At 72.9% G+C, this 22,802-nt stretch carries 22 protein-coding genes and 1 pseudogene; 11 read left to right on the top strand and 12 right to left on the bottom strand.

Annotation, left to right across the window (positions count from 1 at the left end):
- The 5 genes from AC4H2H_RS18640 to AC4H2H_RS18620 all read left to right on the top strand — a co-directional run.
- Positions 1-448: ABC transporter permease (locus AC4H2H_RS18640; protein WP_494372324.1), on the top strand; the 448-nt coding region annotated here is incomplete at its 5' end.
- A gap of 148 nt (positions 449-596) precedes the next feature.
- Entirely contained in the window at positions 597-1,121 is a 525-nt protein-coding gene (locus tag AC4H2H_RS18635; protein WP_494372323.1) for an Hsp20/alpha crystallin family protein, read from the top strand.
- Positions 1,122-1,237: 116 nt separating this feature from the next.
- On the top strand, positions 1,238-1,828 hold the full coding sequence (locus tag AC4H2H_RS18630; protein WP_494372322.1) for a hypothetical protein: 591 nt from the start codon (positions 1,238-1,240) through the stop codon (positions 1,826-1,828).
- Positions 1,825-2,985 carry an OmpA family protein gene (locus AC4H2H_RS18625; RefSeq protein ID WP_494372321.1) on the top strand — a complete coding sequence of 387 codons (1,161 nt, stop codon included), beginning with the start codon at positions 1,825-1,827 and terminating at the stop codon, positions 2,983-2,985. Before AC4H2H_RS18630 ends, AC4H2H_RS18625 begins: the two co-directional genes overlap by 4 nt.
- Before the next feature lie 186 nt (positions 2,986-3,171).
- Positions 3,172-3,879, top strand: coding sequence for an excalibur calcium-binding domain-containing protein (locus AC4H2H_RS18620; RefSeq protein ID WP_494372320.1), 708 nt, complete (start codon positions 3,172-3,174; stop codon positions 3,877-3,879).
- A 74-nt stretch (positions 3,880-3,953) separates the two neighbouring features.
- Here AC4H2H_RS18620 and AC4H2H_RS18615 read toward each other — a convergent pair whose 3' ends face one another.
- Positions 3,954-4,433, bottom strand: a complete 480-nt coding sequence (locus AC4H2H_RS18615; RefSeq protein WP_494372319.1) for a heme-degrading domain-containing protein — start codon at positions 4,431-4,433, stop codon at positions 3,954-3,956.
- Positions 4,434-4,458: 25 nt separating this feature from the next.
- On the opposite strand from AC4H2H_RS18615, the gene AC4H2H_RS18610 reads away from it, so the two are divergent.
- A complete protein-coding gene (locus tag AC4H2H_RS18610; protein ID WP_494372318.1) occupies positions 4,459-5,565 on the top strand; it encodes an ADP-ribosylglycohydrolase family protein in 1,107 nt (368 codons plus the stop codon).
- A 78-nt stretch (positions 5,566-5,643) separates the two neighbouring features.
- On the opposite strand, the gene AC4H2H_RS18605 is transcribed toward AC4H2H_RS18610, so the two are convergent.
- The 5 genes from AC4H2H_RS18605 to AC4H2H_RS18585 form a co-directional block, all read right to left on the bottom strand.
- Positions 5,644-7,800, bottom strand: coding sequence for a fibronectin type III domain-containing protein (locus tag AC4H2H_RS18605; protein ID WP_494372317.1), 2,157 nt, complete (start codon positions 7,798-7,800; stop codon positions 5,644-5,646).
- A gap of 317 nt (positions 7,801-8,117) precedes the next feature.
- A complete protein-coding gene (locus tag AC4H2H_RS18600) occupies positions 8,118-8,942 on the bottom strand; it encodes a PaaX family transcriptional regulator (protein ID WP_494372316.1) in 825 nt (274 codons plus the stop codon).
- Positions 8,939-10,282 (bottom strand): kynureninase, encoded by a 1,344-nt coding sequence (locus AC4H2H_RS18595; protein ID WP_494372315.1) that lies wholly within the window; start codon positions 10,280-10,282, stop codon positions 8,939-8,941. The genes AC4H2H_RS18600 and AC4H2H_RS18595 overlap by 4 nt, the downstream gene beginning before the upstream one ends.
- The gene (locus AC4H2H_RS18590) at positions 10,279-11,409 is read right to left on the bottom strand and encodes a hypothetical protein (RefSeq protein ID WP_494372314.1); all 1,131 of its coding nucleotides are present in this window, start codon (positions 11,407-11,409) and stop codon (positions 10,279-10,281) included. The genes AC4H2H_RS18595 and AC4H2H_RS18590 overlap by 4 nt, the downstream gene beginning before the upstream one ends.
- The gene (locus AC4H2H_RS18585; RefSeq protein WP_494372313.1) at positions 11,406-12,275 is read right to left on the bottom strand and encodes a tryptophan 2,3-dioxygenase; all 870 of its coding nucleotides are present in this window, start codon (positions 12,273-12,275) and stop codon (positions 11,406-11,408) included. The genes AC4H2H_RS18590 and AC4H2H_RS18585 overlap by 4 nt, the downstream gene beginning before the upstream one ends.
- Positions 12,276-12,462: 187 nt before the next feature.
- On the opposite strand from AC4H2H_RS18585, the gene AC4H2H_RS18580 reads away from it, so the two are divergent.
- Positions 12,463-13,572, top strand: a complete 1,110-nt coding sequence (locus tag AC4H2H_RS18580) for a Fic family protein (protein WP_494372312.1) — start codon at positions 12,463-12,465, stop codon at positions 13,570-13,572.
- A 4-nt stretch (positions 13,573-13,576) separates the two neighbouring features.
- Here the strand turns inward: AC4H2H_RS18580 and AC4H2H_RS18575 are convergent, their stop codons facing one another.
- Positions 13,577-14,293: a histidine phosphatase family protein gene (locus AC4H2H_RS18575; RefSeq protein WP_494372311.1), complete on the bottom strand. Its 717-nt coding sequence runs from the start codon at positions 14,291-14,293 to the stop codon at positions 13,577-13,579.
- 76 nt (positions 14,294-14,369) lie between these two features.
- Between AC4H2H_RS18575 and AC4H2H_RS18570 the strand changes: the two genes are divergently transcribed.
- Positions 14,370-15,311 carry a ribonuclease Z gene (locus tag AC4H2H_RS18570; protein WP_494372310.1) on the top strand — a complete coding sequence of 314 codons (942 nt, stop codon included), beginning with the start codon at positions 14,370-14,372 and terminating at the stop codon, positions 15,309-15,311.
- A gap of 144 nt (positions 15,312-15,455) precedes the next feature.
- On the opposite strand, the gene AC4H2H_RS18565 is transcribed toward AC4H2H_RS18570, so the two are convergent.
- Positions 15,456-15,881 carry a ChaB family protein gene (locus AC4H2H_RS18565; protein WP_494372309.1) on the bottom strand — a complete coding sequence of 142 codons (426 nt, stop codon included), beginning with the start codon at positions 15,879-15,881 and terminating at the stop codon, positions 15,456-15,458.
- A 117-nt stretch (positions 15,882-15,998) separates the two neighbouring features.
- On the opposite strand from AC4H2H_RS18565, the gene AC4H2H_RS18560 reads away from it, so the two are divergent.
- On the top strand, positions 15,999-16,733 hold the full coding sequence (locus tag AC4H2H_RS18560) for a hypothetical protein (protein ID WP_494372308.1): 735 nt from the start codon (positions 15,999-16,001) through the stop codon (positions 16,731-16,733).
- Positions 16,734-16,893: 160 nt separating this feature from the next.
- On the opposite strand, the gene AC4H2H_RS18555 is transcribed toward AC4H2H_RS18560, so the two are convergent.
- The 4 genes from AC4H2H_RS18555 to AC4H2H_RS18540 form a co-directional block, all read right to left on the bottom strand.
- Positions 16,894-17,694, bottom strand: coding sequence for a glycerophosphodiester phosphodiesterase (locus AC4H2H_RS18555; RefSeq protein WP_494372307.1), 801 nt, complete (start codon positions 17,692-17,694; stop codon positions 16,894-16,896).
- Positions 17,691-19,085: an ABC transporter substrate-binding protein gene (locus AC4H2H_RS18550; RefSeq protein WP_494372306.1), complete on the bottom strand. Its 1,395-nt coding sequence runs from the start codon at positions 19,083-19,085 to the stop codon at positions 17,691-17,693. The genes AC4H2H_RS18555 and AC4H2H_RS18550 overlap by 4 nt, the downstream gene beginning before the upstream one ends.
- Positions 19,086-19,202: 117 nt before the next feature.
- On the bottom strand, positions 19,203-20,120 hold the full coding sequence (locus AC4H2H_RS18545) for a carbohydrate ABC transporter permease (protein WP_494372305.1): 918 nt from the start codon (positions 20,118-20,120) through the stop codon (positions 19,203-19,205).
- On the bottom strand, positions 20,117-21,097 hold the full coding sequence (locus AC4H2H_RS18540; protein ID WP_494372304.1) for a carbohydrate ABC transporter permease: 981 nt from the start codon (positions 21,095-21,097) through the stop codon (positions 20,117-20,119). The genes AC4H2H_RS18545 and AC4H2H_RS18540 overlap by 4 nt, the downstream gene beginning before the upstream one ends.
- A gap of 416 nt (positions 21,098-21,513) precedes the next feature.
- On the opposite strand from AC4H2H_RS18540, the gene AC4H2H_RS18535 reads away from it, so the two are divergent.
- Both AC4H2H_RS18535 and AC4H2H_RS18530 read left to right on the top strand, forming a co-directional pair.
- Positions 21,514-22,095 carry a DUF6318 family protein gene (locus AC4H2H_RS18535; protein WP_494372303.1) on the top strand — a complete coding sequence of 194 codons (582 nt, stop codon included), beginning with the start codon at positions 21,514-21,516 and terminating at the stop codon, positions 22,093-22,095.
- Positions 22,092-22,802, top strand: a pseudogene (locus AC4H2H_RS18530) (hypothetical protein); the annotation flags it as partial. The gene AC4H2H_RS18535 and the pseudogene AC4H2H_RS18530, both read left to right, overlap by 4 nt.

The raw sequence follows: 22,802 nt of genomic DNA, 5'->3' as shown, positions 1-22,802 counted from the left end.
CCACGTCCTGACCTCACTCGTGGCGAACATGATCTCCGTGACCATCGTCATCGCCGTCGCCCTGGCCATGGGCTTCCGCACCAGCGCCTCGGTCGGCGCCTGGGCCGCCGTCGCCGCCATCCTCGCCCTGTTCACCCTCGCCCTGACCTGGCTCGCCGTCGTCGCCGGCCTCTCCGCCAAGACCGTCGACGGCGCCTCCGCCTTCTCCTACCCCCTGATCTTCCTGCCCTTCATCTCCTCCGCCTTCGTCCCCACCGACACCATGCCCGCCCCCGTCGCCTGGTTCGCCGAGAACCAACCCGTCACCGCCATCGTCGACACCCTCCGTGCACTCTTCGCCGGCCAGCCCGCCGGCACCGACATCTGGATCGCCCTCGCCTGGCTCGTCGCCATCCTCGCCCTCGCCTACGCCCTCGCCATCAACGCCTACAAGCGCAAGCTGCGCTGACCACGACCCGCGCACCGACGAACGCCCGCCACCTCGCCCCAGGTGACGGGCGTTCGTCGTGCGCGAACGCGGGATTGAGCCGGGCGCGCTCAAGGTTGGACCGGTCAGACGCCACGGACCCGTGGCACGACAGACCTGGAGGACCACCATGATCAGCACCTACACCGTGGCACCGTTCCGACCGCTGCCCACCGAGCGCGTCGTGCGCCAACTCTGGGCGCGACCGACCGGCACGGCCGTCGACCGGTCCGGCTACGCACCGGCCGCCGACGTCTACCGCGAGGGCGACGACCTCGTCGCCCGCTTCGACGTCCCGGGCGTCGACCCGGAGCGCGACGTGACCGTCGAGCTCGAGGGCCGCCGTCTCGTCGTCCGCGGCGAGCGTCGCGACCAGCGCGTCGTCGAGACTCCCGCGGAGCAGGCTCCCGCCGACGGCGAGGAGACCGAGGGCACGACGACCGAGGCGGCCGACGAGGCGGTCCCGGCCGCACCGGCCGGGCGCCGCATCCGCGAGGTCCGGTTCGGCGAGTTCCGCCGCACCGTCACCCTGCCGAAGGCCGCCGAGGCGGACGCGGTCCGCGCGTCGTACGACGCGGGTGTGCTCACCGTGACCGTCGCCGGCGTGTTCGCCGGCCGCGCCCCCCAGCGCATCGAGGTCACGCGCGCGGCCTGAACCACCCCACGACGGGGCCGGTACCCGCGGTGCCGGCCCCGTTCGTCGTCCGCATGGGTACCTCTCCCCCGGGACGGACCGGTGCTCCACGGCGGACGTCGGCTAGCCTCCGTGCCATGCCGAGCCGCACCCGACCTCGCTCGCCCCTGCCCGCTCCTGCCCTCCGATCCTCCCGCGCACGCCGCGCCGTCGCGACGTGCGCCGCCGTCGTCGGCGTCACGCTCGCACTCGGCGCCTGCTCCGGCGACGCCGAGGAGGGCCCGACGCCCGTGACCGTCGGCGCCGAGGAGTACGAGCCGATCCTCGAGACCCACCTGCCCGTCCCGGGCTCCGCCGAGGACGAGGTGACGATCGGGCTCGTCTCGCTCACCGCGGACGGCTCCACCGTCGAGCTGCGCGTCCTCTTCACGCCCCACTTCGCGGGCGACGACCCCACCGAGACGTACTCCGTCTACGACATGCTCGGCGGTGACCACAACCCGCGGATCGTGGATGTCGGTGCGCTCACGCAGTACGACGTCGTGTCGGGTTCGGGGACGGACCTCGCCACGGACGTCGTCGCGGCCGAGACGGTGAACGGCCGGCCGGTGCTCTACCAGGCGTGGTTCCCGGCCCCCGAGGGCGAGCCGGCGACCGTCGACGTGCGGCTCCACGACGCGTGGCCCGCGTTCGAGGACGTCCCCGTGATCTGGGGGCCGGTGGAATGAGCAGGCTGATCGCACGACCCGCGCTCGCCGGGGCGCTCGCCGGCGCGATCGCCGTCGGCCTCGGCACCGGAATCCCGGCCGCTGCGGCGGACGAGAGCCCAGCGGGCGAGACGCAGGAGCAGGGCTTCGTGCCCGGCGTCGACCCCCTCACGCTCGAGGACCTCGGCGGCGCACCGAGCCGCGAGGACCTCGACAGCGCGATCTCGCGGATGGATCCCGGCGTCGCCACGACGTTCGAGCTCGAGGGCGCCGTGACGTCGTTCGAGTACGTCGAGGTCGAGGACGAGGAGGTCGTCGTCACGCTCGAGACCGACGTCCTGTTCGACGTCGACTCCGCAGACCTCTCGGAGGTCGCGGTGGAGCGCGTGCGGGAGATCGCTCGCGAGCTGCCCCAGGACGTCGTCGCGAACGTCGACGGGCACACCGACTCGGTCGGCGACGACTCGGAGAACCTCGACCTCTCCCAGCGCCGGGCTCAGGCGGTCGCGGACGCCGCGGCGGCCGAGCGGCCCGACGTGACGTTCGAGGTCCAGGGATTCGGGGAGTCCGAGCTCAAGGTCGCGGAGAGCGGTGACGACGTCGCCGTGGCACGCGCGCAGAACCGGCGGGTCGAGCTGCGCTACTCCGGGACCGCCCCCGGCGAGGGCGGCGGCATCGAGATCGAGGAGCACGACGTCGACCCGGTCCGGGGCGAGTTCGTCCCGGGTGACGGGCCGCGCGTCGACCTCGTCGACGACGCCGAGACCGTCGCAGAGAAGACGGTCGTCGTGCCGAACGACGAGGGCCGCGAGGAACGGGTGCTGGTCGCGGTCGAGCCGATCGTGGTCCGCGGATCGCTCATGCGGCTGCGCGTCCAGCTCACGCCGCTCGACCCGGTCGACGGCGAGTCCGACCGGATCAGCGTCTACGACCTCACCGGCCAGGGGGAGCTGCACCCGTCGGCCGTCGACCCCTATGCGCTCGTGTCCTACACCCCGGTGCGCGACGGCGGCACCGAGCTCGAGTCCGACCCGCTCTACGCCCGGACCGTCGTCGACCGCCCGGTCCGCTACGAGGTGTACCTGCCGCGGCCGGTCGACGAGTCGATCGAGTCGCTGTACGTCAACGTGGCCCCGACGTGGCCCACGTTCGAGGACGTCCCGGTCGTCCGGGACTGAGCGTCAGGCCGCCTGGTCGGGCGTTGTCGTCGGCCGTCGGCCGCGTGCCTGCGTGGACGTGACCTTTCACCCGGCGCTTCCCCTCCCGGGCGAGCGCCCGGCGGGTTAGCGTTCACAACACGCCCCGGTGACGAGGCTCGGCCACGCGTCCGAGGACGAGCGCGGGCCGCCAGGCGAGGACCGCTCATGAGTCTGACGTTCAACCCTCCTCCCGGCTGGCCCGCCCCGGAAGCCGACTGGCGCCCCGCCCCCGGCTGGCATCCGGACCCCGCCTGGCCGAGCGCGCCCGACGGGTGGGAGTTCTGGGTCGCGCCTCCGACCCGTCGCCGCGCGCTCCGTCGAACGATCGCGGGCGCGGGGGCGGTCTCGCTCTTCGTGGGGGGTCTCCTCGTCGGGCAAGGAGACTCGGACCGCACCCTCGACGAGGCGGAGGAGCTGGTCGCGGCCGGCGCCCAGGAGACCGCGGAGGTCACCGCGGAGCGGGCCGAGCTCGACGACGACCTCGTGGTGCTCGAGACGACCCGGGCCGAGATCTCCGCTTCCCGGACTGCTCTCGACGACCGCGAGACCGCCGTGGGCACCCGCGAGAGCGAGATCGCGGCCCGCGAGACGACGGTCGCGTCGTCCGAGACGGACCTCGCCGCACGCGTCGCCGCCGTCGAGGCCCGCGAGACGGCGGTGGCGGACGCCGAAGCGCCTGCCGCGGCACCGGCGCCCCCAGCGGACGAGGCACCTGCGCCCGCCGCTCCCCCACCGGCCGACACGGGTGGCTCGGCTTCCTACGCGAACTGCTCCGAAGCCAGGGCTGCAGGCGCCGCACCGCTGTACGCGGGTCAGCCCGGCTACGCGCCGAAGCTCGACCGCGACGGCGACGGGGTCGCCTGCGAGTCGTAGGCGAGACGTTCCCGGCCGCGAGGCGAGGGACGGCCGTCGGCGTACCGATGACCGGAGGCGGCCCGAGGACGAGATCAGCCGAGGAAGCCGCGGAGCGCCTCGACGACGAGCGCGTGGTCGTCGCCCTGTGCGAGCCCGGAGACGGTGACGACCCCGACGATCCCCACGCCCTCGACGCGCACGGGGAACGCGCCGCCGTGCGCGGCATACTCCTGCAGCGGGAGCTGGTGCTTGTCGTGGAACGACGTCCCCTGCGCGCGGTGGCGCAGGCCTACGAGGTACGACGACGCCCCGAACCGCTGCACGACCCGCACCTTGCGCTCGACCCAGGTGTCGTTGTCCGGCGTCGTGCCCTCGCGCGCGGCGTGGAACACCTGCTGCGGGCCCTTGCGGACGTCGATCGTCACGGGCAGGTCCCGCTCGTCCGCGAGCTCGAAGAGGAGGCATCCGAGGCGCCAGGCGTCGGCGTGGGTGAAGGTCCGGAGCACGAGGTCGCGCTCGTCGGCCTCGACGGAGGCGATGAGAGCGGCGAGGTCGTCAGGCGTCGTGGTCATGGCGTCATCGTGGCACGATCGCGGCGTGACGACGCCGCCCGCAGCCCCCGCCCCCACCGACCCGCTCGACCACGGCGTGCTCGACCGCGCGTCGGGCGTGCTGCTCGCGCAGGCCGCGGGCGACGCGCTCGGTGTGCCGTACGAGTTCGCGATGCCGCCCGGCCCCGGGCAGCGCGACGAGATCGCGATCATGCGCGGCGGCGGCCTCGGCCCGTACGCGCCGGGCGAGTGGAGCGACGACACGCAGATGTCGGTGTGCGTCGCGCGCGTCACCGCGTCGCACGACGTGCTCTCGCCCGTCCCCGACGCGTTCGGCTCGACGCCGCTCGACGACGTCGCCGCCGCGTTCGAGGCCTGGCGCACCGGCGGGGCGAGCGACGTGGGCACGCAGACGGCGGCGGTGCTCCGGGACGCGGCCGCCCGACGGGGTCCCGCCGCGAGGCGCCTGCGTGACGCGTCCGCCGCGCTCCACGAGGCGACCGGTCGCACGGCCGGGAACGGCGCTCTCATGCGCACGGGCGTCGTCGGCCTGGTCGCGCTCGACGACCGCCGCGCGACCGCCCGGGCGGCGCGCGCCGTCGCCGAGCTCACGCACACCGACCCGCTCGCGGGCGAGTCGTGCGTGCTCTGGTCGGAGGCGGTCCGCGTCGCCGTGACCGAGCGGCGGCTCGACGTGCGCGCGGGGCTCGACCTCCTGGACCCGGACGCGGCGGCGCGCTGGTCCGCGGTCATCGCCGACGCCGAGCTTCCCCGTCCGACGGCCGACCTGCGGCAGAACGGCTTCACCGTCACCGCCCTGCAGGCCGCGTGGCACGCGATCGCGACGACCTCCGCACCGGAGGGCTCGGCGTCCGCCCACCGCGACCACCTCGTGGCCGCGCTCCAGGCGGCCGTGTCGATCGGCGGCGACACGGACACGGTGGCGGCCATCGCGGGGGCTCTGCTCGGCGCGCGCTACGGCGCCCGGGCGGTGCCACGGGAGTGGGTGGAGGCGGTCCACGGCTGGCCCGGGATCCGCGCCCGCGAGCTCACGGCGCTCGCGCGTCGTACCGCGCAGGGCGGCCTCGTCCGGGCGGCCGCGCTCAGCGGGCACGACGGCGCCCCGCACCTCAGAATGCCGAACCCGGGGTAACGCGCCAGCCGGACCGTCCGGTGACGCATGACCCCGGGTTCGGCAGGTCACGGTGACGACCTGCTGCCAGGGGACGGGTCAGCCGCAGGTGAGCGCCGCGAAGGCGACGTCCTGCGCGGAGGAGGCGCCGCCGTCGGGCAGGGTGCCGGTCACGGTGACCGAGCCGGCCTCGACCGCCGCCGACCGCACCGCGAACGACTGGTACGCAGCCGTGCCCGGCGCGACGGCCTCGACCGTGCGAGACCCGAACGGCGTCTCCAGCGTCACGTCGGCCGCGACGTCGCCCGCGTTCGTCGCGCGGACCGCGACGTACGCCTGGCCGGCGAGGCAGCGCGTGCTCGTCTCGGCGTCGAGCGCCGGGCCGGCGTCGTCGGCACGCTCCAGCGTGACCTGGTCGACGACGCGCTGCGTCGCGGCGGCGTAGGTCGTGACGGTCAGGGAGGTCGGCGTGACGTCGAGGTCCGAGTAGCTCGCCTCGCGCGACTGCTCCCAGCGCGCCGTCCACGGCTTCGCGCCGTCGAAGTCGTAGAACTTCGAGCCCGACGACGAGTTGCCGGTGAGGTAGAGGACCTGGTCCTCGTCCGGCGTGAGGACGTCGCCCTCGGCCGGCGCGTCGGCCGGGATGACCGGCGTCGCGCCCTCCATGAGGTACGAGCGCGTGTAGATGTGGTCGTGGCCCGCGAGGACGAGGTCCACGCCGAGGTCGCTGAAGACGGGCGAGAGCGCCGCGCGCATCCGGACGACGTCGGAGTCGCGCGAGTGGAACGCCTGGCTGTAGAGGGAGTGGTGGAACGTCACGACGACCCAGTCGTACGCGTCGCCGTGCTCGCCGATCACGTCGCGCAGGAACGCCTCGTGACCGGCGATCTCCGCCGCGTCGGAGTCGTTCGAGTCGATCGCGACGACGAGCACGTTGTTGTAGCCGTACCAGTAGTCGCGGCGCTGCTCGGTCGAGAGGTTCGGCATCGCGTAGTGCTGGTCGTACAGCGCGGACGCCGTGTCGTGGTTGCCGTCCTGGGTCGCGAAGCGCAGCTCGCGCATCTGGCGCGGCGCGAGGAACCCGCTGTACTGGCCGGCGTTGCCCGAGCTGTCCACCTGGTCGCCCGCGGAGATGAGGAACGACGTGTCGGGGTGGCGCGTGGTCATGGTGTCGAGGTGCGCGGCCCAGCGCGTCGCGTCGTTCGCGGCGTCGCCGCTCGCGCCGATCTGCGCGTCACCGACGAACAGCGCGCTGAACTCGTCGCCGAACGTGCCGGTCGCGAACGTGGTCGGCTCCGACCATCCCGACGCCGCACCCCCGACGCGGTAGACGTACGACGCGTCCTCCTCGAGGCCCGTGATCGTCGCGTGGTGGTAGGTCGCGCCGTCGGCGGCCGTGCCGCTCGTGGACGACGACGTCGCCGCGGCCGACCAGTCGACCTCGCCGCCCGCCTCGTCGGCGGGCGCCCACTGCACCTCGCCCTCGCCGGAGAGCGTGGCGAACCACGCGACGTTCGCCTGCGTCTCGTCCGCACCGACGTTCAGCGCGACGTCCCACACCTCGCCGTGCGTCGGCACGATCGAGCGGACGTCGAGGTAGATGTCCGAGCTCGTCGGCGCGTCCTGGTAGAGCGCGACGGAGATCGTGTTCTCGCCCGCCGTGAACGCGTCGGCCGGGACGACGAACGTGCCGGTCACCGGATCGGTGCGCCCGTTGCCGTGGTACTGCAGGTTCTCGGTGATCTCGCCGCCGTCGTCACCCAGGCGCACGACCTCCTCGCCGTTCACGTAGACGATCGCGGCGTCGTCGTAGACGATCTCGCCCTCGAAGGCCGGGACGCCCTCGAGGTCCGCCGCGGCGAGCTCGACGTCGGTGCGGAAGAAGAACGTGGGGACGTCCGTCGTCGTGCCCTCGACGTACTGCGTGAGGAGCGTGGTGACCGGGAAGGCATCGCCGATCCCCGTCGCCGCGCCGCGCTTGGCGCCGAACGCGCCGGTGCCGGACTTCCACGCGGAGTCGTCGAACGCGGTGGTCGTCCACGCGAGCTGGTTCGCGTCCGTGCCGGCCGGGTCGGTGTTGTCGTCGAGGTAGCGCCAGGTCGTGCCGGACGTCGAGAGGAGGGACTCGTCGGCGGCCGCGGCAGGTACGGCGGTCGTCGCCGCGGTGACGAGCACCGCGCCGGCGAGCGACAGGGCGAGAGCGGACGCCGTGCTGCGCCGCAGCAGCGTGGGCGCACCGGATGCGTGGAGGGTCATGGGTTCCTTCGCTGGTCGTGGGCCGCGTGGCGACGGCCGTCGGACCACCGTGGCCACGCCGCGCCGGAACGGGAAGCGCTGTCACCGTAGGGATCGCGGGTGGCCCGCAACGGGCGGCCGTATGAACGCTCGGCGTCGGCCCGATGACGACTCTCCCCCGAACCCAGGTCGCCCGACCTGCGGCGTCGCGCCGTACGACGTCGCCGTGCGGCGCGCCTACGCGCGCACCCGGCGCGCCTACGCGCGCACCCGGCGCGCAGGGACGTACCTCCGCGTGGGGCACGAAGGTCCGCGCGGCGCGAGGACGGTCAAGGTCGCTACCTCGTCAGGGTTCGGACGTGCTCGGCGGCGGTTCCTGCGAGCGCCGCGCGCAGGTCACCGAAGAGCGCGACGCTCCCCGTGCCGGGCCAGTCGTCGGGCAGCGCGCTCGCCGGCAGGCCGGGGTCGACGTACGGGATCAGCCGCCAGTCGTCGACGGCGCGCACCCATCGCGCGAACGCGTCGGCCGGCGCAGGCGTGTCGCCCGCCGGTCCTGCGCCGTCGTGCAGCGCGAGGAACGCGCGGTGCCGCTCTGCGATGCCGTCGAGATCCCACCACCTTGCGGCGGCGTCCGCCAGCGAGCCGGAGACGCGTGGCGCCTCCGCGACGAAGACGGTCGCGGCGTCGCGTACGCCCAGCGTCACGAGCATCTGCTCGACCTCGTCCACCAGGTGCCCGGGCGTGATCCACAGCCCGTCCGCGACGGTGCCCGCGCCGATCGCCCCGAGATGACGTCGGAGCTGGTGCCGTGCGTCGCGGCGCGCCTCCGGCAGGGAGTAGGACACGAGGCACCAGGGGTCGTCGTCGGCCTGCGGGCGGTAGGAGAAGATCCGGCGGTCGCCGCGCTCGAGCATGGGCACGGCGTCGTGCGCGAGGCGGTATCCCGCGCGGCCGTCGACGAGCTCGGGCACGAGCAGGCCCTTGGACTTGACGCGCGACAGCGCGCTCCTGGCTCCGGCCGGTGCGACGCCGAGCACGCCGAGCACGCCGACGACGTCCGCCGCCGCGACCCACCCTCCGACGTCCCGCAGGTACAGCCCGACGACGGTGCGCAGCAGCGACGTCGCGCTCCCCGGCCGCGCGTCGAGGTCGTCGAGGATCACGCGTCCGCCGCGCCCGCGCCCCGCACCGGGCCCGGCTCCGACGCAGCGGCCGGAGCGCAAGACGTCCGGGGCTCGTGCGTCGCACCACCGCCGACCTCGACGAGCGCGTCGCGCACCGCCTCGACGCCGACGCGCACCTCGTCGAACGACGTCGACAGCGGCGACAGCCCGAGGCGCAGGCCGTTCGGGCGCCGGAAGTCGGGGATGACGCCGCGCTCCCACAGCAGCGGGAGCGTCGCCTCGAACGCGTCGTGGTCCACCGTGACGTGGCTGCCCCGGCGCTCGGGGTCGCGCGGCGACGCGTACCGGGCGCCGAGCGGGAGGAGCAGGTCGTCCGCGAGCGCCGTGGCGTGCTCCGTGAGCGCGACGGACTTCTCCCGGACGGCGGCCATCCCCGCGGTCTCCAGGAGATCGAGCATGTCCTGCATCGCGAGCATCCCGACGATCGCGGGCGTCCCCGAGAGGAACCGCCGGATCCCGTCGTGCGGCGCATACGTGGGGCCCATCTCGAACGGCGCGGCGCTGCCCATCCAGCCCTGGATCGGCTGGGTGAGCTCGCCCTGGAGGTCTGCGCGGACGTACCCGAACGCCGGCGCGCCCGGCCCCCCGTTGAGGTACTTGTAGGTGCACCCCGCCGCGAGGTCGACGCCCCACGCGTCGAGCTCGACGGGCACCGCGCCCGCCGAGTGGCACAGGTCCCACAGGACGAGCGCGCCGGCGTCGTGCGCGAGGCGCGTGATCGCCGCGGCGTCGCTCAGGTGGCCCGACCGGTACGCGACGTGGCTCAGCACGACGAGCGCGGTCCGCTCGGAGAGCACGTCGGCGACCTGTTCGGGCGTCACGCCGCCGTCGTGCGTCGGGGTGATCCACCGCAGCGTCGCGCCGTGCTCGCGCGCCACGCCCTCGAGCACGTAGCGGTCGGTCGGGAAGTTGCCGGAGTCGAGCACGATCTCGTCGCGGCCCGCGACCTGCGGCGCCGAGAGCGCGGCCCGGACGAGCTTGTAGAGGATCACGGTCGTCGAGTCGCCGACGAACGTCTGGCCGCGCGCGGCACCGAGCGCCACCACGCCGATGCGGTCGCCGACCGTGAGGGGCAGCTCGTACCACTCCTCGTCCCAGCCCCGGATCAGCCGCGCGCCCCACCGTTCGGTCGCGAACCGCGCGAGACGGTCGGCGGACGCGCGGGTCGGGCGGCCGAGCGAGTTGCCGTCGAGGTAGGCCGTCACCTCGTCGGAGTCGACGAACGCGTCGCGGAAGCGCGCGAGCGGGTCCGCGGCGTCGAGGGCGGCGGCGCGCGCGGTGTGGTCGGTCGGCCTCGTGCCGGTCGTCGTGTCGGTCATGGCTGTTCCTCCGGGGTGCGGGATGCGTGCTGCTCGGCTGCCGGTTCGGGCCGCTCGACGACGACGGCGCGCGCGAGCCACGCGACGGTGGCCTCCGTGTCGCCGGGGTCGGGCCGGTCGCCGGGGATCCACGTCGCGAGAGATGCACCTTCGGTCGAGCGATGCACTCCCGCGTGCCTCTCTCGACCGGGAGTGCATCTCTCGGCGGCGGAGTCGTGGGTGAGGGCTGCGAGGAGGGCGCGTGCGTCGAGGCCGGCGGCCGCGAGCGCCCGCAGCTCGCGCACGTTCACGCCGAGGGGCAGCGGCCCGTTGCCGAGGTCGGTCCCGTACACGACCGTCCCGCCGAGCGCGGCGAAGCGCCGCACGTTGTCGATCGCGACGTCCTGCTCAGCCGTCGGTCTGCCCCACCCGTGGATGTCGAGCGTGCTCACCCAGGTTGTGCGGCTCTCCCCCGCCCCGCCGAACACGGGGTTGCCGACGTTATCCGGCCCATTCCGCCCGTCATCCCGTGCTCGACGGCGCGCAGGGTCGTGCTCGGCGTGGGCGGCGGCACGGTGGGTGTCGACACCCCGCGGGCGGGCCATCGCGGCGAGCAGGTCGTCGGGCAGGCGCTCGCTGAACGGCGCGTGCGCGAGCCGGTCGGCGCCGGCCTCGAACGCGCGCGCCGCCATGCCCTTCCCTTCGGCGTGCACGACGACGTCCCGGCCCCGCGCGTGGGCGTGGCCGACGAGCGCGGCGAGCGTGACGTCGTCGGGCACCGGGCCGGCGTCGGCGTGCAGGGCGACCTTGACGAACGACGCGCCCGCCGCGGCCTGGCGGTCGACGGCGGCGACGGCCTCGTCGAGGTTCGCGACGGCCTCGACGGACCCGGGCGGCGCCCACGACCGGTCCGACGGGTAGCCGCCCGGTGCGGTGAGGAACGCGCCCGCGAACGCGACGTCCGGGAAGCCGGGCGTGCCCGGCCAGGTGCGTGCGACGTCGGGCACCCACCCGAGGTCGTGCACGACGGCGATCCCGCCGCGCCGCACCGCGACGGGGTCCACGAGGCCGAGGTGCACGTGCGCGTCGGTGAACGGCGGGAGCCACGTGCCGCCACCGCCGGGCCGGCCGAGGGGCACGACGTTCACGACCGCCCGATCTCCGTGCGGACCGCGAACAGCTCGGGGAAGAACGTGAGGTCGAGCGCCTTCTGCAGGAACCCGACGCCGCTCGACCCGCCCGTGCCGCGCTTGGTGCCGATGATGCGCAGCACAGTCTTCATGTGACGGAAGCGCCAGAGCTGGAAGTTGTCCTCGAGGTCGACGAGCTCCTCGCACGTCTCGTACGCGGACCAGTGCGCCTCGGGGTCGTCGTAGATGCGGCGGAAGACCTCGACGAGGTCGTCGTCGAGCGTGTGCGCGACGGTGAGGTCCCGGTCGAGGACGCGCCGCGGGACGTCGTGGCCCTGACGCGCGAGGTGGCGCAGGAACTCGTCGTAGACGCTGGGCTCGGCGAGCAGCCGGGCGAGGTCGGCGCGGGCCTCGGGCTCGGCGTCGAACACCGAGAGCATGCGCGCGTTCTTGTTGCCGAGCAGGAACTCGGCGGCGCGGTACTGCCACGACTGGAAGCCTGAGGCGTGCCCGAGGAACCCGCGGAACTGCGCGTACTCGCTCGGCGTGAGCGTCGCGAGGACCGACCACTGCTCGGTGAGCGTGCGCTGGATGTGCTTGACGCGCGCGATGCGCTTGAGGGCGGCCCCGAGCTCGTCGGCGGCGAGGAGGTCGCGCGCGGAGCGCAGCTCGTGGAGGACGAGCTTGAGCCACAGCTCGGTCGTCTGGTGCTGGACGATGAAGAGCATCTCGTCGTGGTGCTCGGGGTCGCTCACGGGCGCCTGAGCGGCGAGCAGCGTGTCGAGGTGCAGGTAGGACCCGTACGTCATCTGCTCGCGCAGGTCCGTGACGATGTCGGACTCGAGCGGTCGCTCGTTGGTCGCGGGCAGCGGTGCGTCGGCCATGGAGCGAGCGTATGTCACGATCGTGACGAGCGACAGGATCACGAAACGCCGCTATGACACCACTGTCGTTATGACTTAATCATTCAGACAGCAGGTTAGGCTATGTCCCAATGATTCAGTCATAACGTCGGGAGTGGCAGTGGAGCCGATCTATCGCATACCGGAGACCGATCTCGAAGATCTCGGTGTGATCGCCGACGTCCACGCGCTCCGCGAGTCCCTCGCCGACGCGCTCCGGGTCCCCCGTCGGTGGTCGAACGGGATGCGGCGCACGACACAGGCGCGTGCGATCCAGGGATCCAACACGATCGAGGGCTACACCGTCTCCGATCAGGACGCGGTCGCCGCCGTCGACGACGAACCGCCCATGACGGCTGACCAGCGGACCTGGGCAGAGATCATGGGCTACCGCAGGATGATGACGTTCATCCTGCGCATGACACCTGACCCGGGATTCGTCCTCACGGCGCAGACCCTCCGCTCCCTGCACTTCATGCTGCTCGAGCACGACCTCGGAGCAGATCCCGGTCGGTTCCGCCCCGGCGTGGTGTACGTACGCGACGAGACGGCGGACCGCACCGTCTACGAGGGCCCTCCGGCCGACGAGGTCCCCGGGCTCGTGGACGCGCTCGTCCGGACGATCCGGCACGACGGAGCGGATGCGATGGTCGACGCCGCGATGGCGCACCTCAACCTCGTGATGATCCACCCATTCCGCGATGGCAACGGACGCATGGCACGGGCGCTCCAGACGCTGGTCCTCGGTCAGGACCAGGTGCTCGAACCCACCTTCTCGAGCATCGAGGAGTGGTTGGGGCACAACACGGACGACTACTACCGGGTCCTGGCGGTCACGGGAGAAGGCGCGTGGAACCCGCAGAACGACGCGGCTCTCTGGATCAAGTTCATCCTGCGCGCGCATCACATGCAGGCTCAGACACTTCGCCGCCGATTCTCCGAGGCAGAGGCGACGTGGCGCGCGCTCGATGCCATCGTCGCCGAGCACGGCGTGCCGGAGCGGAGCGTCGACGCACTGTTCGACGCCGCGCTCGGCTACCGCATCACCCGGCCCTCTTACGCCAAGCGCGCGGCCCTCGAGGACCAGACCGCCACCCGCGACCTCCGCCGGCTGGTCGACTCCGGGCTGCTCGACGCCGTCGGTAACACGCGCGGGCGCTTCTACGTCGCGAGCGAGGTTCTTCGCACGCTACGGAACGACGTCCGTGCCGGACGCGAGGCGCTCGTCGACCCCTACCCCTGGATGCCTGCCGAGCTCCGTACCCGGGCCGGGCGCTAGTCGATCAGCCGTCCGCCTCGGCGCGGCGCTCCTCCTCAGCGACGGACTCGCCCGTCGGGTCCTCGGCGACGTGGTCGTCGAGGAACGCGCCGCCGAGCGGGCCGTCGCTCAGACCGACGAGACGCCAGCCCGACCCGGGATCCCCCTCGACCTCGATGAGGCCTGTGTTGGCCAGCGGCGTCCACGCGAGCCGGTCGACGTCCACCCCCGCGGCCCGCGCGCACACCCACGCGCGGATCGCGGCACCGTGCGACACGACGACGGCGGTCTCCCACCCGGTCTGCGCGACGCTCTCGAGGGCGTCGTCGTAGCGACCGAGGAACTCGGTGCCGTCGGGGCCGCCGGGCATGCGGCGCCCGGGCTCGCCGCGACCCCACGCGAACACCGTCTCGAGGTAGCGCATGTGGTCGTCGTGGTGGGCCGACATCTCGAGGTACCCGGCGTCGACCTCGCGCAGCCCGTCGAGCACGAGCGGCTCGGCACCACCTCGACCGCCACCTCGAACCCCGTCCAGACGCTCGACCAGCGGAGCCGCGGTGAGGGAGGTGCGCACGAGGGTCGAGACCGCGACCCCCTCGACCACACGGTCCGCGAGCGCGTCGGGGATCGCGGCGGCCTGACGGGCACCCAGCGCGGTGAGGCCGGGCCCCGGCAGGGCGGTGTCGAGCAGGCCGGCGACGTTGGACGGGGTCTGTCCGTGGCGGACGAGCAGCAGGCGCATGGTTCTCCGGGGTTCCGCGATTTTCGACGGTGGTCTCCCGCCACCCTACGAGCCGTTCGCGTGGCACGCTGGCGCCATGTCCCGCCGCGAGCTCGTCGTGCTGGGGACCGCGAGCATGGTCCCGACGCGCACCCGCAACCACAACGGCTACGTCCTGTTCTGGGACGACGAGGCGATCCTCTTCGACCCCGGCGAGGGGACGCAGCGGCAGATGACGCTCGCCGGCGTCTCCGCGACGGACCTCACGCGCATCGCGATCACGCACCTGCACGGTGATCACAGCCTCGGCCTCGCGGGTGTGTCCCAGCGCATCAGCGGCGACGCGGTGCGGCACACGATCGGGGTGACGTACCCGGCGTCGGGCCAGCGGTGGGTCGACCACCTGCTCGACGCGAGCGCGCACTTCCGCCGCGGCCACCTGGAGCTGCAGCCGCTCACGACGGCCGGCGTCGTCCCGCCCGTCTCCGGCCGCCCGGACCCGGGCTTCACGCTGCGCGCCGAGCGGCTCGACCACACGCTCGAGGCGATGGGCTACCGGCTCGACGAGCCGGACGGCCGCTCGCTCGATCCTTCGCTGCTGGACCGGTTCGGTCTCGCCGGACCCGTGGTGGGCGAGCTGCAGCGGACGGGCGTCGTGAGGGCCCCCGACGGCCGGACCGTGACGCTCGACGAGGTGAGCCGACCCCGCCCCGGACAGTCGTTCGCGTTCGTCATGGACACGCGCCTGTGCGACGCGGTGCACCGGCTCGCGGCGGGCGTCGACCTGCTCGTCATCGAGTCGACGTTCCTCGACCGCGACCGCGACCAGGCCGAGCGCTGGGGCCACCTCACCGCGCGCCAGGCGGCGACGGTCGCGGCCGAGGCGGGCGTGCGGTCGCTCGTGCTCACGCACTTCTCGCAGCGCTACCCCGACCCGACCGAGTACTGGCGCGAGGCGCGCGAGGTGTTCGACGGCGAGCTCACCGTCGCCGCCGACCTCGACCGCGTGCGCGTGCCGCCCCGCCGCCACCCCGCCTGACACGTCGGAGGACCACGCCTCTACCTCGCGAGGTAGAACCCTGGTCGGTCGAGGTAGAGGCCTGGTCCCACGAAGTAGAGGCGTGGTTGCGCGAGGTAGAGGCGTGGTTGCGCGAGGTAGAGGCGTGGTCGTGCGCGACGGCGGTCAGTCGCCGCGGGCGCGGCGCGTCTCGCGGTCGTTGGCGCGCTGGATCGCCTCGACGAGCTCGTCCTTCGTCATCGAGGACCGGCCGTCGACGTCGAGCCGGCGCGCGACGTCGAGCAGGTGCTCCTTGCTCGCGTTCGCGTCGACGCCGCCCGCCGTGTCGGCGCTCGAGTCGAGGCCGCCCTCCTCGGCGCGAGCGTCCGACGGTCCGGGCTCGTCCTTGGGCTCCCAGTGGTCGCCGATCTTCTCGTGCGTGTGCTTGAGCGCCGCGAACGCCACGCGTCGCGCGCGCTGGTCCGAGCCGTACTGCTCCATCGCGGCGTCGAACGCCTTGGCGAACGTGCGCTGCGCCTTCTCGTCGGAGCGCTGCAGCGTGCTCGGGATCTCGGACTGCTTCGCGTCGCCGTCGCGCGTGGTCTTCGGCACGGGTCACACCTCCTGCTGTCCGACGGCGGTCGCCGCCTCCCCCGAGCGTCTCGCCACGGGCGGCGGCTCGCTCGTCGAGCAGGCGCGAGCCGGCCGCGTCCGGCCTACGCTGCGCGGGTGTCGAGCGTGCTCCGCTTCCGCGGCCGCATCGCCGGCTGGGGCACCGCATCGGGGACGCGTGTCGTCGTCGGCCGCTGGGACGCGTCGCCGTTCGGCGCGTTCGCCGACGTCATGGTCGAGCGGCCCGACGGCGAACGGCTCCTGCTCGCGCCGTCGCGTCAGGTCGCGGACCTCGTCGCGACGACGTACCGCTTCGACCGGGTTGAGATCACCCCGGTGACGGTGACGGACCTCGACGCCGAGACGGTACTCGACCGACCGGAGCTCTACCCCGACCGACCAGACCTCTACCTCGCGCGACCACGGTTCTCCTTCGTCGGACCACGGTTCTACCTCGGGAGACCAGGGCTCTACCTCGCCGGGGTCCGGGCCTGGCGGGTGGTGGCCGGGCCCCTCGAGGCGACGATCGTCGTCGGGCGCCGGACCGCCCTAGGACGGGCGCTGCGCGTGCTGCCACAGCGCATCACGACGTCGCGGCACGCCACTGCGCTCACCGATCCGGTCGCGCGGGTGCTGCTGCGCGGTGTGCGGACGCGCGGCAGCGCGGGGCCGGGGCGCGTCGAGCACTACGGCGCGACGGACGTGCGCACGATCGTCGCCGCGCGCACGGCGTGGGCGGGCGAGCCGCTGGGAGACCTGCACGACGTCGACCCGCCCGTGCGGTTCGGGTTCGGATCGACGCCCCGGCACCCGGCCGTGACCGACGTCGTCACGACGATCGTCACGCGCTGAGGTCGAGGAAGCGCGCCGAACCCGCGGTTTCCCGTCAGGCGGCAGTCGTCGTCACGCGCTGAGGCCCCGGCAGAGCGCGCCGAACCCGGGTTTTCACGTCAGATGGCAGCTGTCGTGACGCGCAACCCGGGTTCGGCGACGAGCGGTGACCCAGGTCCGGTCAGACGCCGCGGGCGGAGAGCCAGCCGGCCAGACGGTCGGGGCGGTCGGTGATGATGCCGTCGACGCCGAGGTCGACCGCGGCCGCCCAGTGCTCCGGCTCGTTGAGCGTCCACACCGAGACCTCGCGGCCGTCGTCGTGGAGGCGCTGCACGATCCCCGGGTCCTCGAGGAGGAGCGTCCCGAGCGGGTTGCACGTCACGACGTCGAGCTTGTCGGCCCAGGCGAGCACGTCGTCGTCGAGCGAGGCGACCAGGAGCCCGCGGCGCAGGCCCGGGTCCGCGTCGCGGAGCGCGGCGACCGTCTCGGGCCAGAAGCTCTGCCCGACGACGCGGTCCGTGAGGGCTGCGAACCGCAGCGGCCCGGTGACGCGCCGCACCTGCTCCACCGTCCACGACCCCTTGAGCTCGAGCAGCAGGTCGATGCCCGGCCGCCGCTCGAGGAGCGCGATCACCTCGGCGAACGTCGGGACGCGCTGCCCCGCGAACGCGGGCGAGAACCACGACCCGGCGTCGAGGGCCCGGACCGCCGCCCGGTCGAGCCGCGCGACGGTCCCGCTGCCCGACGTCGTCGCGTCGACGGTGTCGTCGTGGATGACCACGACCTCGCCGTCGGCGGTGAGCTGCACGTCGAGCTCGATCGCGTCGGCGCCTGCGCGCCACGCCGCCTCGAACGCCGCAAGGGTGTTCTGCGGCGCGACCGAGCTGTTGCCGCGGTGCGCGACCACCCGGGGCCGGGCCCCACCGCGCCCGGTGGCGCTCGCCGCGCCGGTGCCCGGGGCCGTCCCCCCGGCCCCGGTCACAGGTACGGCTCCACGTTCTCGGTGTACGCCGTCTCGATGCGGGGCGTGATCGACTCGAACGCCGTCGCGGGGTCGACGCCCTCGATGACGATCTGCTCGATCGCCTCGTTGAGCAGCGCGTCGGCGCCCGGGACGAACACGCGGACGTCGTCCTGGATGCGGGCCTTGTCGGCGAGCTGGTCGACGGCGGTGCGGAACTGCGGCGTCGCCTCGTAGATGGCCTTCATCGTGTCGGACTCGACGGCCGACGTGCGCACCGGCATGTAGCCGGTGTTCTGCGAGAAGTACGCCGTGTTCTCGGTGTTCGTGAGGAACGCGAGGAACATCGCCGCGGCGAGCTGCTCCTCGGGCGACTTGGACGACGGGATCGCCAGGCCGGTGCCGCCGGTCGGGGTGCCGCCGCCCGCGGGGCCGTCGGGCAGGTAGGCCGTGCCGACCTCGAACGTCGCGGCGTCGAGCGCGCCCTTGAGCGAGCCGGTCGAGCCGATGGTCGAGGCGATGAGGCCGGACGAGAAGTCGACCATCGCGTCGTCCGCCGACAGCGTCGCGACGCCCTTCTCGTGGAACAGGTCGTGGAGGAACTGGCCGCCCGCGATCGACTCCTCGCTGTCGAGCGTGAGCTCGAAGCCGTCGGAGTACGCCCCGCCCTGGCCCCAGATCATGTTCTCGAACCACCACGCGCCCCACGACGGGCCGGTGGACAGGCCGAACGTCGAGCCGTTCGCGGGCACGAGCGGCTTGAGGGACGCGTCCCACTGCTCGAGCTCGTCCCACGTCTCGGGGCCGCGGTCGGGCAGGCCGGCCGCCGTCCACAGGTCCTTGTTGTAGTAGAACAACGGCGTCGAGCGCGCGTAGGGCACGGCCCAGTGCTGGTCCTCGTACTCGTAGTCCGCGTAGAGCGCGGGCTGGTAGTCGTCGGCGTCGGCCTCGACGAACTCGAGCACGTCGTCGAGCGGCATGATCTGGTCGTTGAGGTGGTAGCGGAACCACCACACGTCGGACGCGATGACGACGTCCGGCAGCTCGTCGGTCTGCGACGCGGCCTGGAAGCGCTGGGCGACCTCGTCGTAGTTGGCGCCCGCCGTGACGAGCTCGACCGAGATGCCGGACTCCTCCTCGAAGCGGTCGATGAGCTCCTGCTCGATCTCCTGCGACGTGCCCGGGTGGTTGCTCCACCAGGTGATCTCGGTCGCGGGCTCGACGGTCGACCAGTCGACGGCCTCTGCCGTCGCCTCGTCACCGTCGGTGGCGGCGCCGTCGGCTCCGGCGACGCTCGGCCCGGCGCACGCGGTGAGCGTGAGCGCCGCGACCGCGGTCAGAGCGGTGGCGGCCGCGCGGGCCCGACGGCGGCGCGCGGGTCGCCCGACGGGTGCGGTGAGGCGGTGGGACACAGGTGCTCCTTCAGGTCGTGCACCGGGTCTCGGTGCGCTTCGGGGAACCCGGACCGTGCGAGGCGGGCCGGGGAGTCTGGGGGTCGAGGGTCGGGGTGCGCGACGGCGTCGGCCGGGTCAGCCCGTGACCGCACCGGCCGTGAGGCCCGCGACGAGGCGGCGCTGCAGGACGAGGAAGACGACGAGGATCGGCAGCGTGACGACGACCGTCGCGGCGAGCAGCACGCCCCAGTTCGTCATGCCGTCGGTGTTCTGCAGGAGGGTCAGGCCGACGGGGAGGGTCATCTTGTCCGGCTGGTCGATGACGAGGAACGGCCACAGGTAGTCGTTCCACTCCGTCACGACGGACACGAGCGCGACGGCGGCGAGCGTCGGCGTGCTCATCGGCACGACGAACCGCCAGAGCTTGCGCCAGTGCCCTGCGCCGTCGAGCTCGGCGGCCTCGAGGATCGACCGCGGCAACGTGAGGAAGTGCTGGCGGAACAGGAACGTGCCGAACGCGCTCGCGAGGCCCGGCACGAGGATGCCCTGGTAGGTGTTGAGCCAGCCGAGGCTCGCGACGAGCGTGTAGTTGGGGATGATCGTGATCTGCGGCGGGATCATGAGCGTCGCGATGACGAGCCCGAACACGACCTTCTTGAACGGGAAGTCGAGGAACACGAGCGCGTAGGCGCACGTCAGGCCGAGCGCGACCTTGAGCCCCGCGCCGACGACGGTGATCCCGACGCTGTTCGCCAGGAGTCGGCCCAACGGGATCGAGTCCGCAGCCTGGGCGTAGTTGTCGAGGTTCAGGCTGCCCGGGAGCCACTGCAGCGGGACGGTGTACAGCTCCGCGGGGGTCTTCAGGCTCGCGAGCACCATCCACAGCAGCGGGGCGCCGAGGACGACGGTCGCGAGGACCAGGGCGAGGTACCCGCCGGGCTGGAGCCTGCGCCGTCGGGCCTGCGAGGTCCCGGCGGCGCGCGGGGCGCGCACGGCCGGGGTGGCGGGTGCGGCCTCGGGTCGCCCGGTCGTGGTGGGCGCGACGGCGCTCATGCGTAGTGGACCTTCCGCTGGACGAAGCGCATCTGCACGGCCGTGACCGCGAGCAGGACGAGGAAGAGGATCGTGGCGACCGCCGACGCGTACCCGGCGCGACCGTTGACGAAGCTCTCCTCGTAGATCGAGTACATGAGCGTCGTCGTGGACCCGAGGGGCCCGCCCTGCGTCATCGCCTTGATCGTGTCGAACGACTGCAGCGACGCGAGGAGCATCGTCACGACGAGGAAGAACGTCGTCGGGGTGAGGAGCGGCAGGACGATCGAGCGCAGCCTCCGGGCCGACGACGCGCCGTCGATCGCGGCCGCGTCCTGCAGGTCCTGCGGGATCGACTGCAGGCCCGCGAGGTAGATGAGCGCGACGTACCCGAGGTTCTTCCACAGGTAGACCACGACGATCATCACGAGCGGCCACGGGCGCTCGGTGTACCACTGCGGCGACGCGACGCCCACCCAGCCGAGCAGCTCCTGCACCAGCCCGTAGCGCGGGTCGAACATGAACAGCCACAGGATCCCGACGGCGAAGCCCGACAGCACGTACGGCGCGAACGCGACCGTGCGCGCGACCCCGCGGCCGCGCAGCTTCCGGTTCAGCAGCAACGCCAGGGCCAGGCCCAGGACCATCGCGCCGCCGACGGTCGCGAGGGTGAAGACGAGCGTCGTCGTGACGATCCGGCCCGTCGTCGGCGCGGTGAACCACTCGACGTAGTTGCCGAGCCCGACCGGCCGCGCGACGGGCGACCCGAGGTTCCACTGCAGCGTCGAGAGGTAGAAGCTCTGCACCAGCGGGCGGTACACGAACACGAGCAGCAGCACGAGGTTCGGGCCCGCGAGCAGCAGTGCCCACAACAGGTTCCGGCGACGGCGGCGCGCTGCGAGGCGGCTTCGGTGCAGGGCCTGGGGCTCGTGCGGGTCGCCCGCGTGGGGTGGAGCACCCGCGGCGCGGGGCGCCCTCGGGGTCACGACGGTGGTCACAACGGCAGTCCGCTCGTCCGGTGATGAAGTGGTCGGCCGCGCGTTGTCGGGGAAGCTTCACAGGTCGCCTCCGCGCCGCAGCCTCTCGGAGCATAGGAACGCGCAGCGGGTGCTCTGGGAGGAATTGTCCGTTGTGGTGATCAGGCTTCGAGCAACGTTCACCTGCGCGCATCGCGCTCGTCATCGGGACCGTCGAGATGCCGCCTCCTGGACATCTCGGACGTCGTTGTCCACAGAACGGGACGAGCGGTTCCGTCGCGCACGTGATTTCGCTAGGTTCTGGGGCAGTTCGCGCGACGACGCCGGAGCCACCGCGGCTCCGTGCCGCCGTCGCTCGTCATCGACCTGCAGGGGGTCCCGTGAGTCGTCCCGTCCGTGTGCTGTCCCGTGCCCGTGCCCGACGGCGGTCGCTCGCCGTGGGTGTCGCCGTCGCCGTGGGGCTGGTGGTCGCCGGCTGCACCGGCGACGCCGATCCCGACCCATCACCGTCGACGTCGGTCGAGGAGCCGGTGTCGCCGTCGCCGACCGAGACGCCCGAACCGGAGCCGACCGAGACCGGCCCGGTCAAGCCGGAACGACCGGCGGCGATGGACCGCGACGACGCCGGAGGTGCCGCGGCCGCTGCGGAGTACTTCCTCGAGCTCTACCCGTACGCCATGACGACGGGAGACACAGCCGAGTGGGAGTCGATGTCCCTTCCCGAGTGTGAACCATGCAGTGGGTTCATCGAGCAAGCCCAATTGATCGCCGAACGCGGCGACGTCTTCTCGGGTGGTGTCGTGGAGGCGACCGTTGAGGATCCCGGTCGGTTTTTGCGTGACGAGGCGACAGGAATGACGCCGCTCGACGTCGAGTACACACAGACCGAGATCCTGATCGAGGACGGCGAGGGTGCGGAGCTCTTCTCATCCTCGACCACGACGGAGCACCGACGAATGGAGCTCGGACTTCGTAACGGCTCTTGGGTCGTTGTCACTATCGCGCCGATCCCCTCGTGAACGCGAAACCACGTGCTGGTGCACGTCTGCGCGCCCTGACGGTCAGCTTGGCCGTATCACTTGCCTTGACTCCATCGACGAGTCACGGGATCGAACTCCAAACGGATTCCGCACCGAATCCTGGCTACACGGACATCGGGGGCGAGACCCTCACCGACAAGGTTCTCCTCGAAGCTGAGAAGGCGACAGTCGGTGGCGGCACCTACGAAACTGACGGCTCTGCCGCAGGCGGCCCCGCGACGGAGAAGTACTTCCGGGCCGAGCAGACCACGTGCTCTGTGGTGAACGCGCTGGACGACCCGACTTCTGACCTGTCCGGCCGATGCACTGAGTGGGAACGCCAGCTCACCGAAAACCTCGAGTGCGATGCGAACTCGTACTACCTCGGCGCCCTGTACCGCCAGACCCGTGAGATCGGCGCGGACGGGACGCCGGGCGAGTGGTCGGCCGCGGGCGATCCCGTCGCGGACCAGTCCTGCGTCGCCCCCGCCGACCTCGCCGGAGAGGCCGAACGCGCGCTCGCCACGTTGACCCTCACCCCGTCACCCATCGTCGTGCAACCCCCGGACGGGTGGACGCTCGTCAACGTCCCGACCATCACCTACACCGAGCCCGGCGAGCAGATCCTGGACACCACGCTGCTCGGCATCCCGGTCCAGATCCGCGCCGTTCCCGACACCTACACGTGGGACTACGGCGACGGCACC

It is taken from the genome of Cellulosimicrobium sp. BMG9.22 (assembly GCF_059159975.1).
Note: the sequence above shows the minus strand (reverse complement) of the source record. Positions and strands in the feature narration are given on the sequence as shown.

What these genes read in the sequence shown, in the direction of transcription:
- AC4H2H_RS18585 (WP_494372313.1), bottom strand. Translation starts at nt 12,275, where the DNA reads ATGGCCGACGCACCGCTGCCCGCGACCAACGAGCGACCGCTCGAGTCC.
- AC4H2H_RS18635 (WP_494372323.1), top strand. Translation starts at nt 597, where the DNA reads ATGATCAGCACCTACACCGTGGCACCGTTCCGACCGCTGCCCACCGAG.
- AC4H2H_RS18615 (WP_494372319.1), bottom strand. Translation starts at nt 4,433, where the DNA reads ATGACCACGACGCCTGACGACCTCGCCGCTCTCATCGCCTCCGTCGAG.
- AC4H2H_RS18620 (WP_494372320.1), top strand. Translation starts at nt 3,172, where the DNA reads ATGAGTCTGACGTTCAACCCTCCTCCCGGCTGGCCCGCCCCGGAAGCC.
- AC4H2H_RS18595 (WP_494372315.1), bottom strand. Translation starts at nt 10,282, where the DNA reads ATGACCGACACGACGACCGGCACGAGGCCGACCGACCACACCGCGCGC.
- AC4H2H_RS18570 (WP_494372310.1), top strand. Translation starts at nt 14,370, where the DNA reads ATGTCCCGCCGCGAGCTCGTCGTGCTGGGGACCGCGAGCATGGTCCCG.
- AC4H2H_RS18605 (WP_494372317.1), bottom strand. Translation starts at nt 7,800, where the DNA reads ATGACCCTCCACGCATCCGGTGCGCCCACGCTGCTGCGGCGCAGCACG.
- AC4H2H_RS18630 (WP_494372322.1), top strand. Translation starts at nt 1,238, where the DNA reads ATGCCGAGCCGCACCCGACCTCGCTCGCCCCTGCCCGCTCCTGCCCTC.
- AC4H2H_RS18575 (WP_494372311.1), bottom strand. Translation starts at nt 14,293, where the DNA reads ATGCGCCTGCTGCTCGTCCGCCACGGACAGACCCCGTCCAACGTCGCC.
- AC4H2H_RS18625 (WP_494372321.1), top strand. Translation starts at nt 1,825, where the DNA reads ATGAGCAGGCTGATCGCACGACCCGCGCTCGCCGGGGCGCTCGCCGGC.
- AC4H2H_RS18545 (WP_494372305.1), bottom strand. Translation starts at nt 20,120, where the DNA reads ATGAGCGCCGTCGCGCCCACCACGACCGGGCGACCCGAGGCCGCACCC.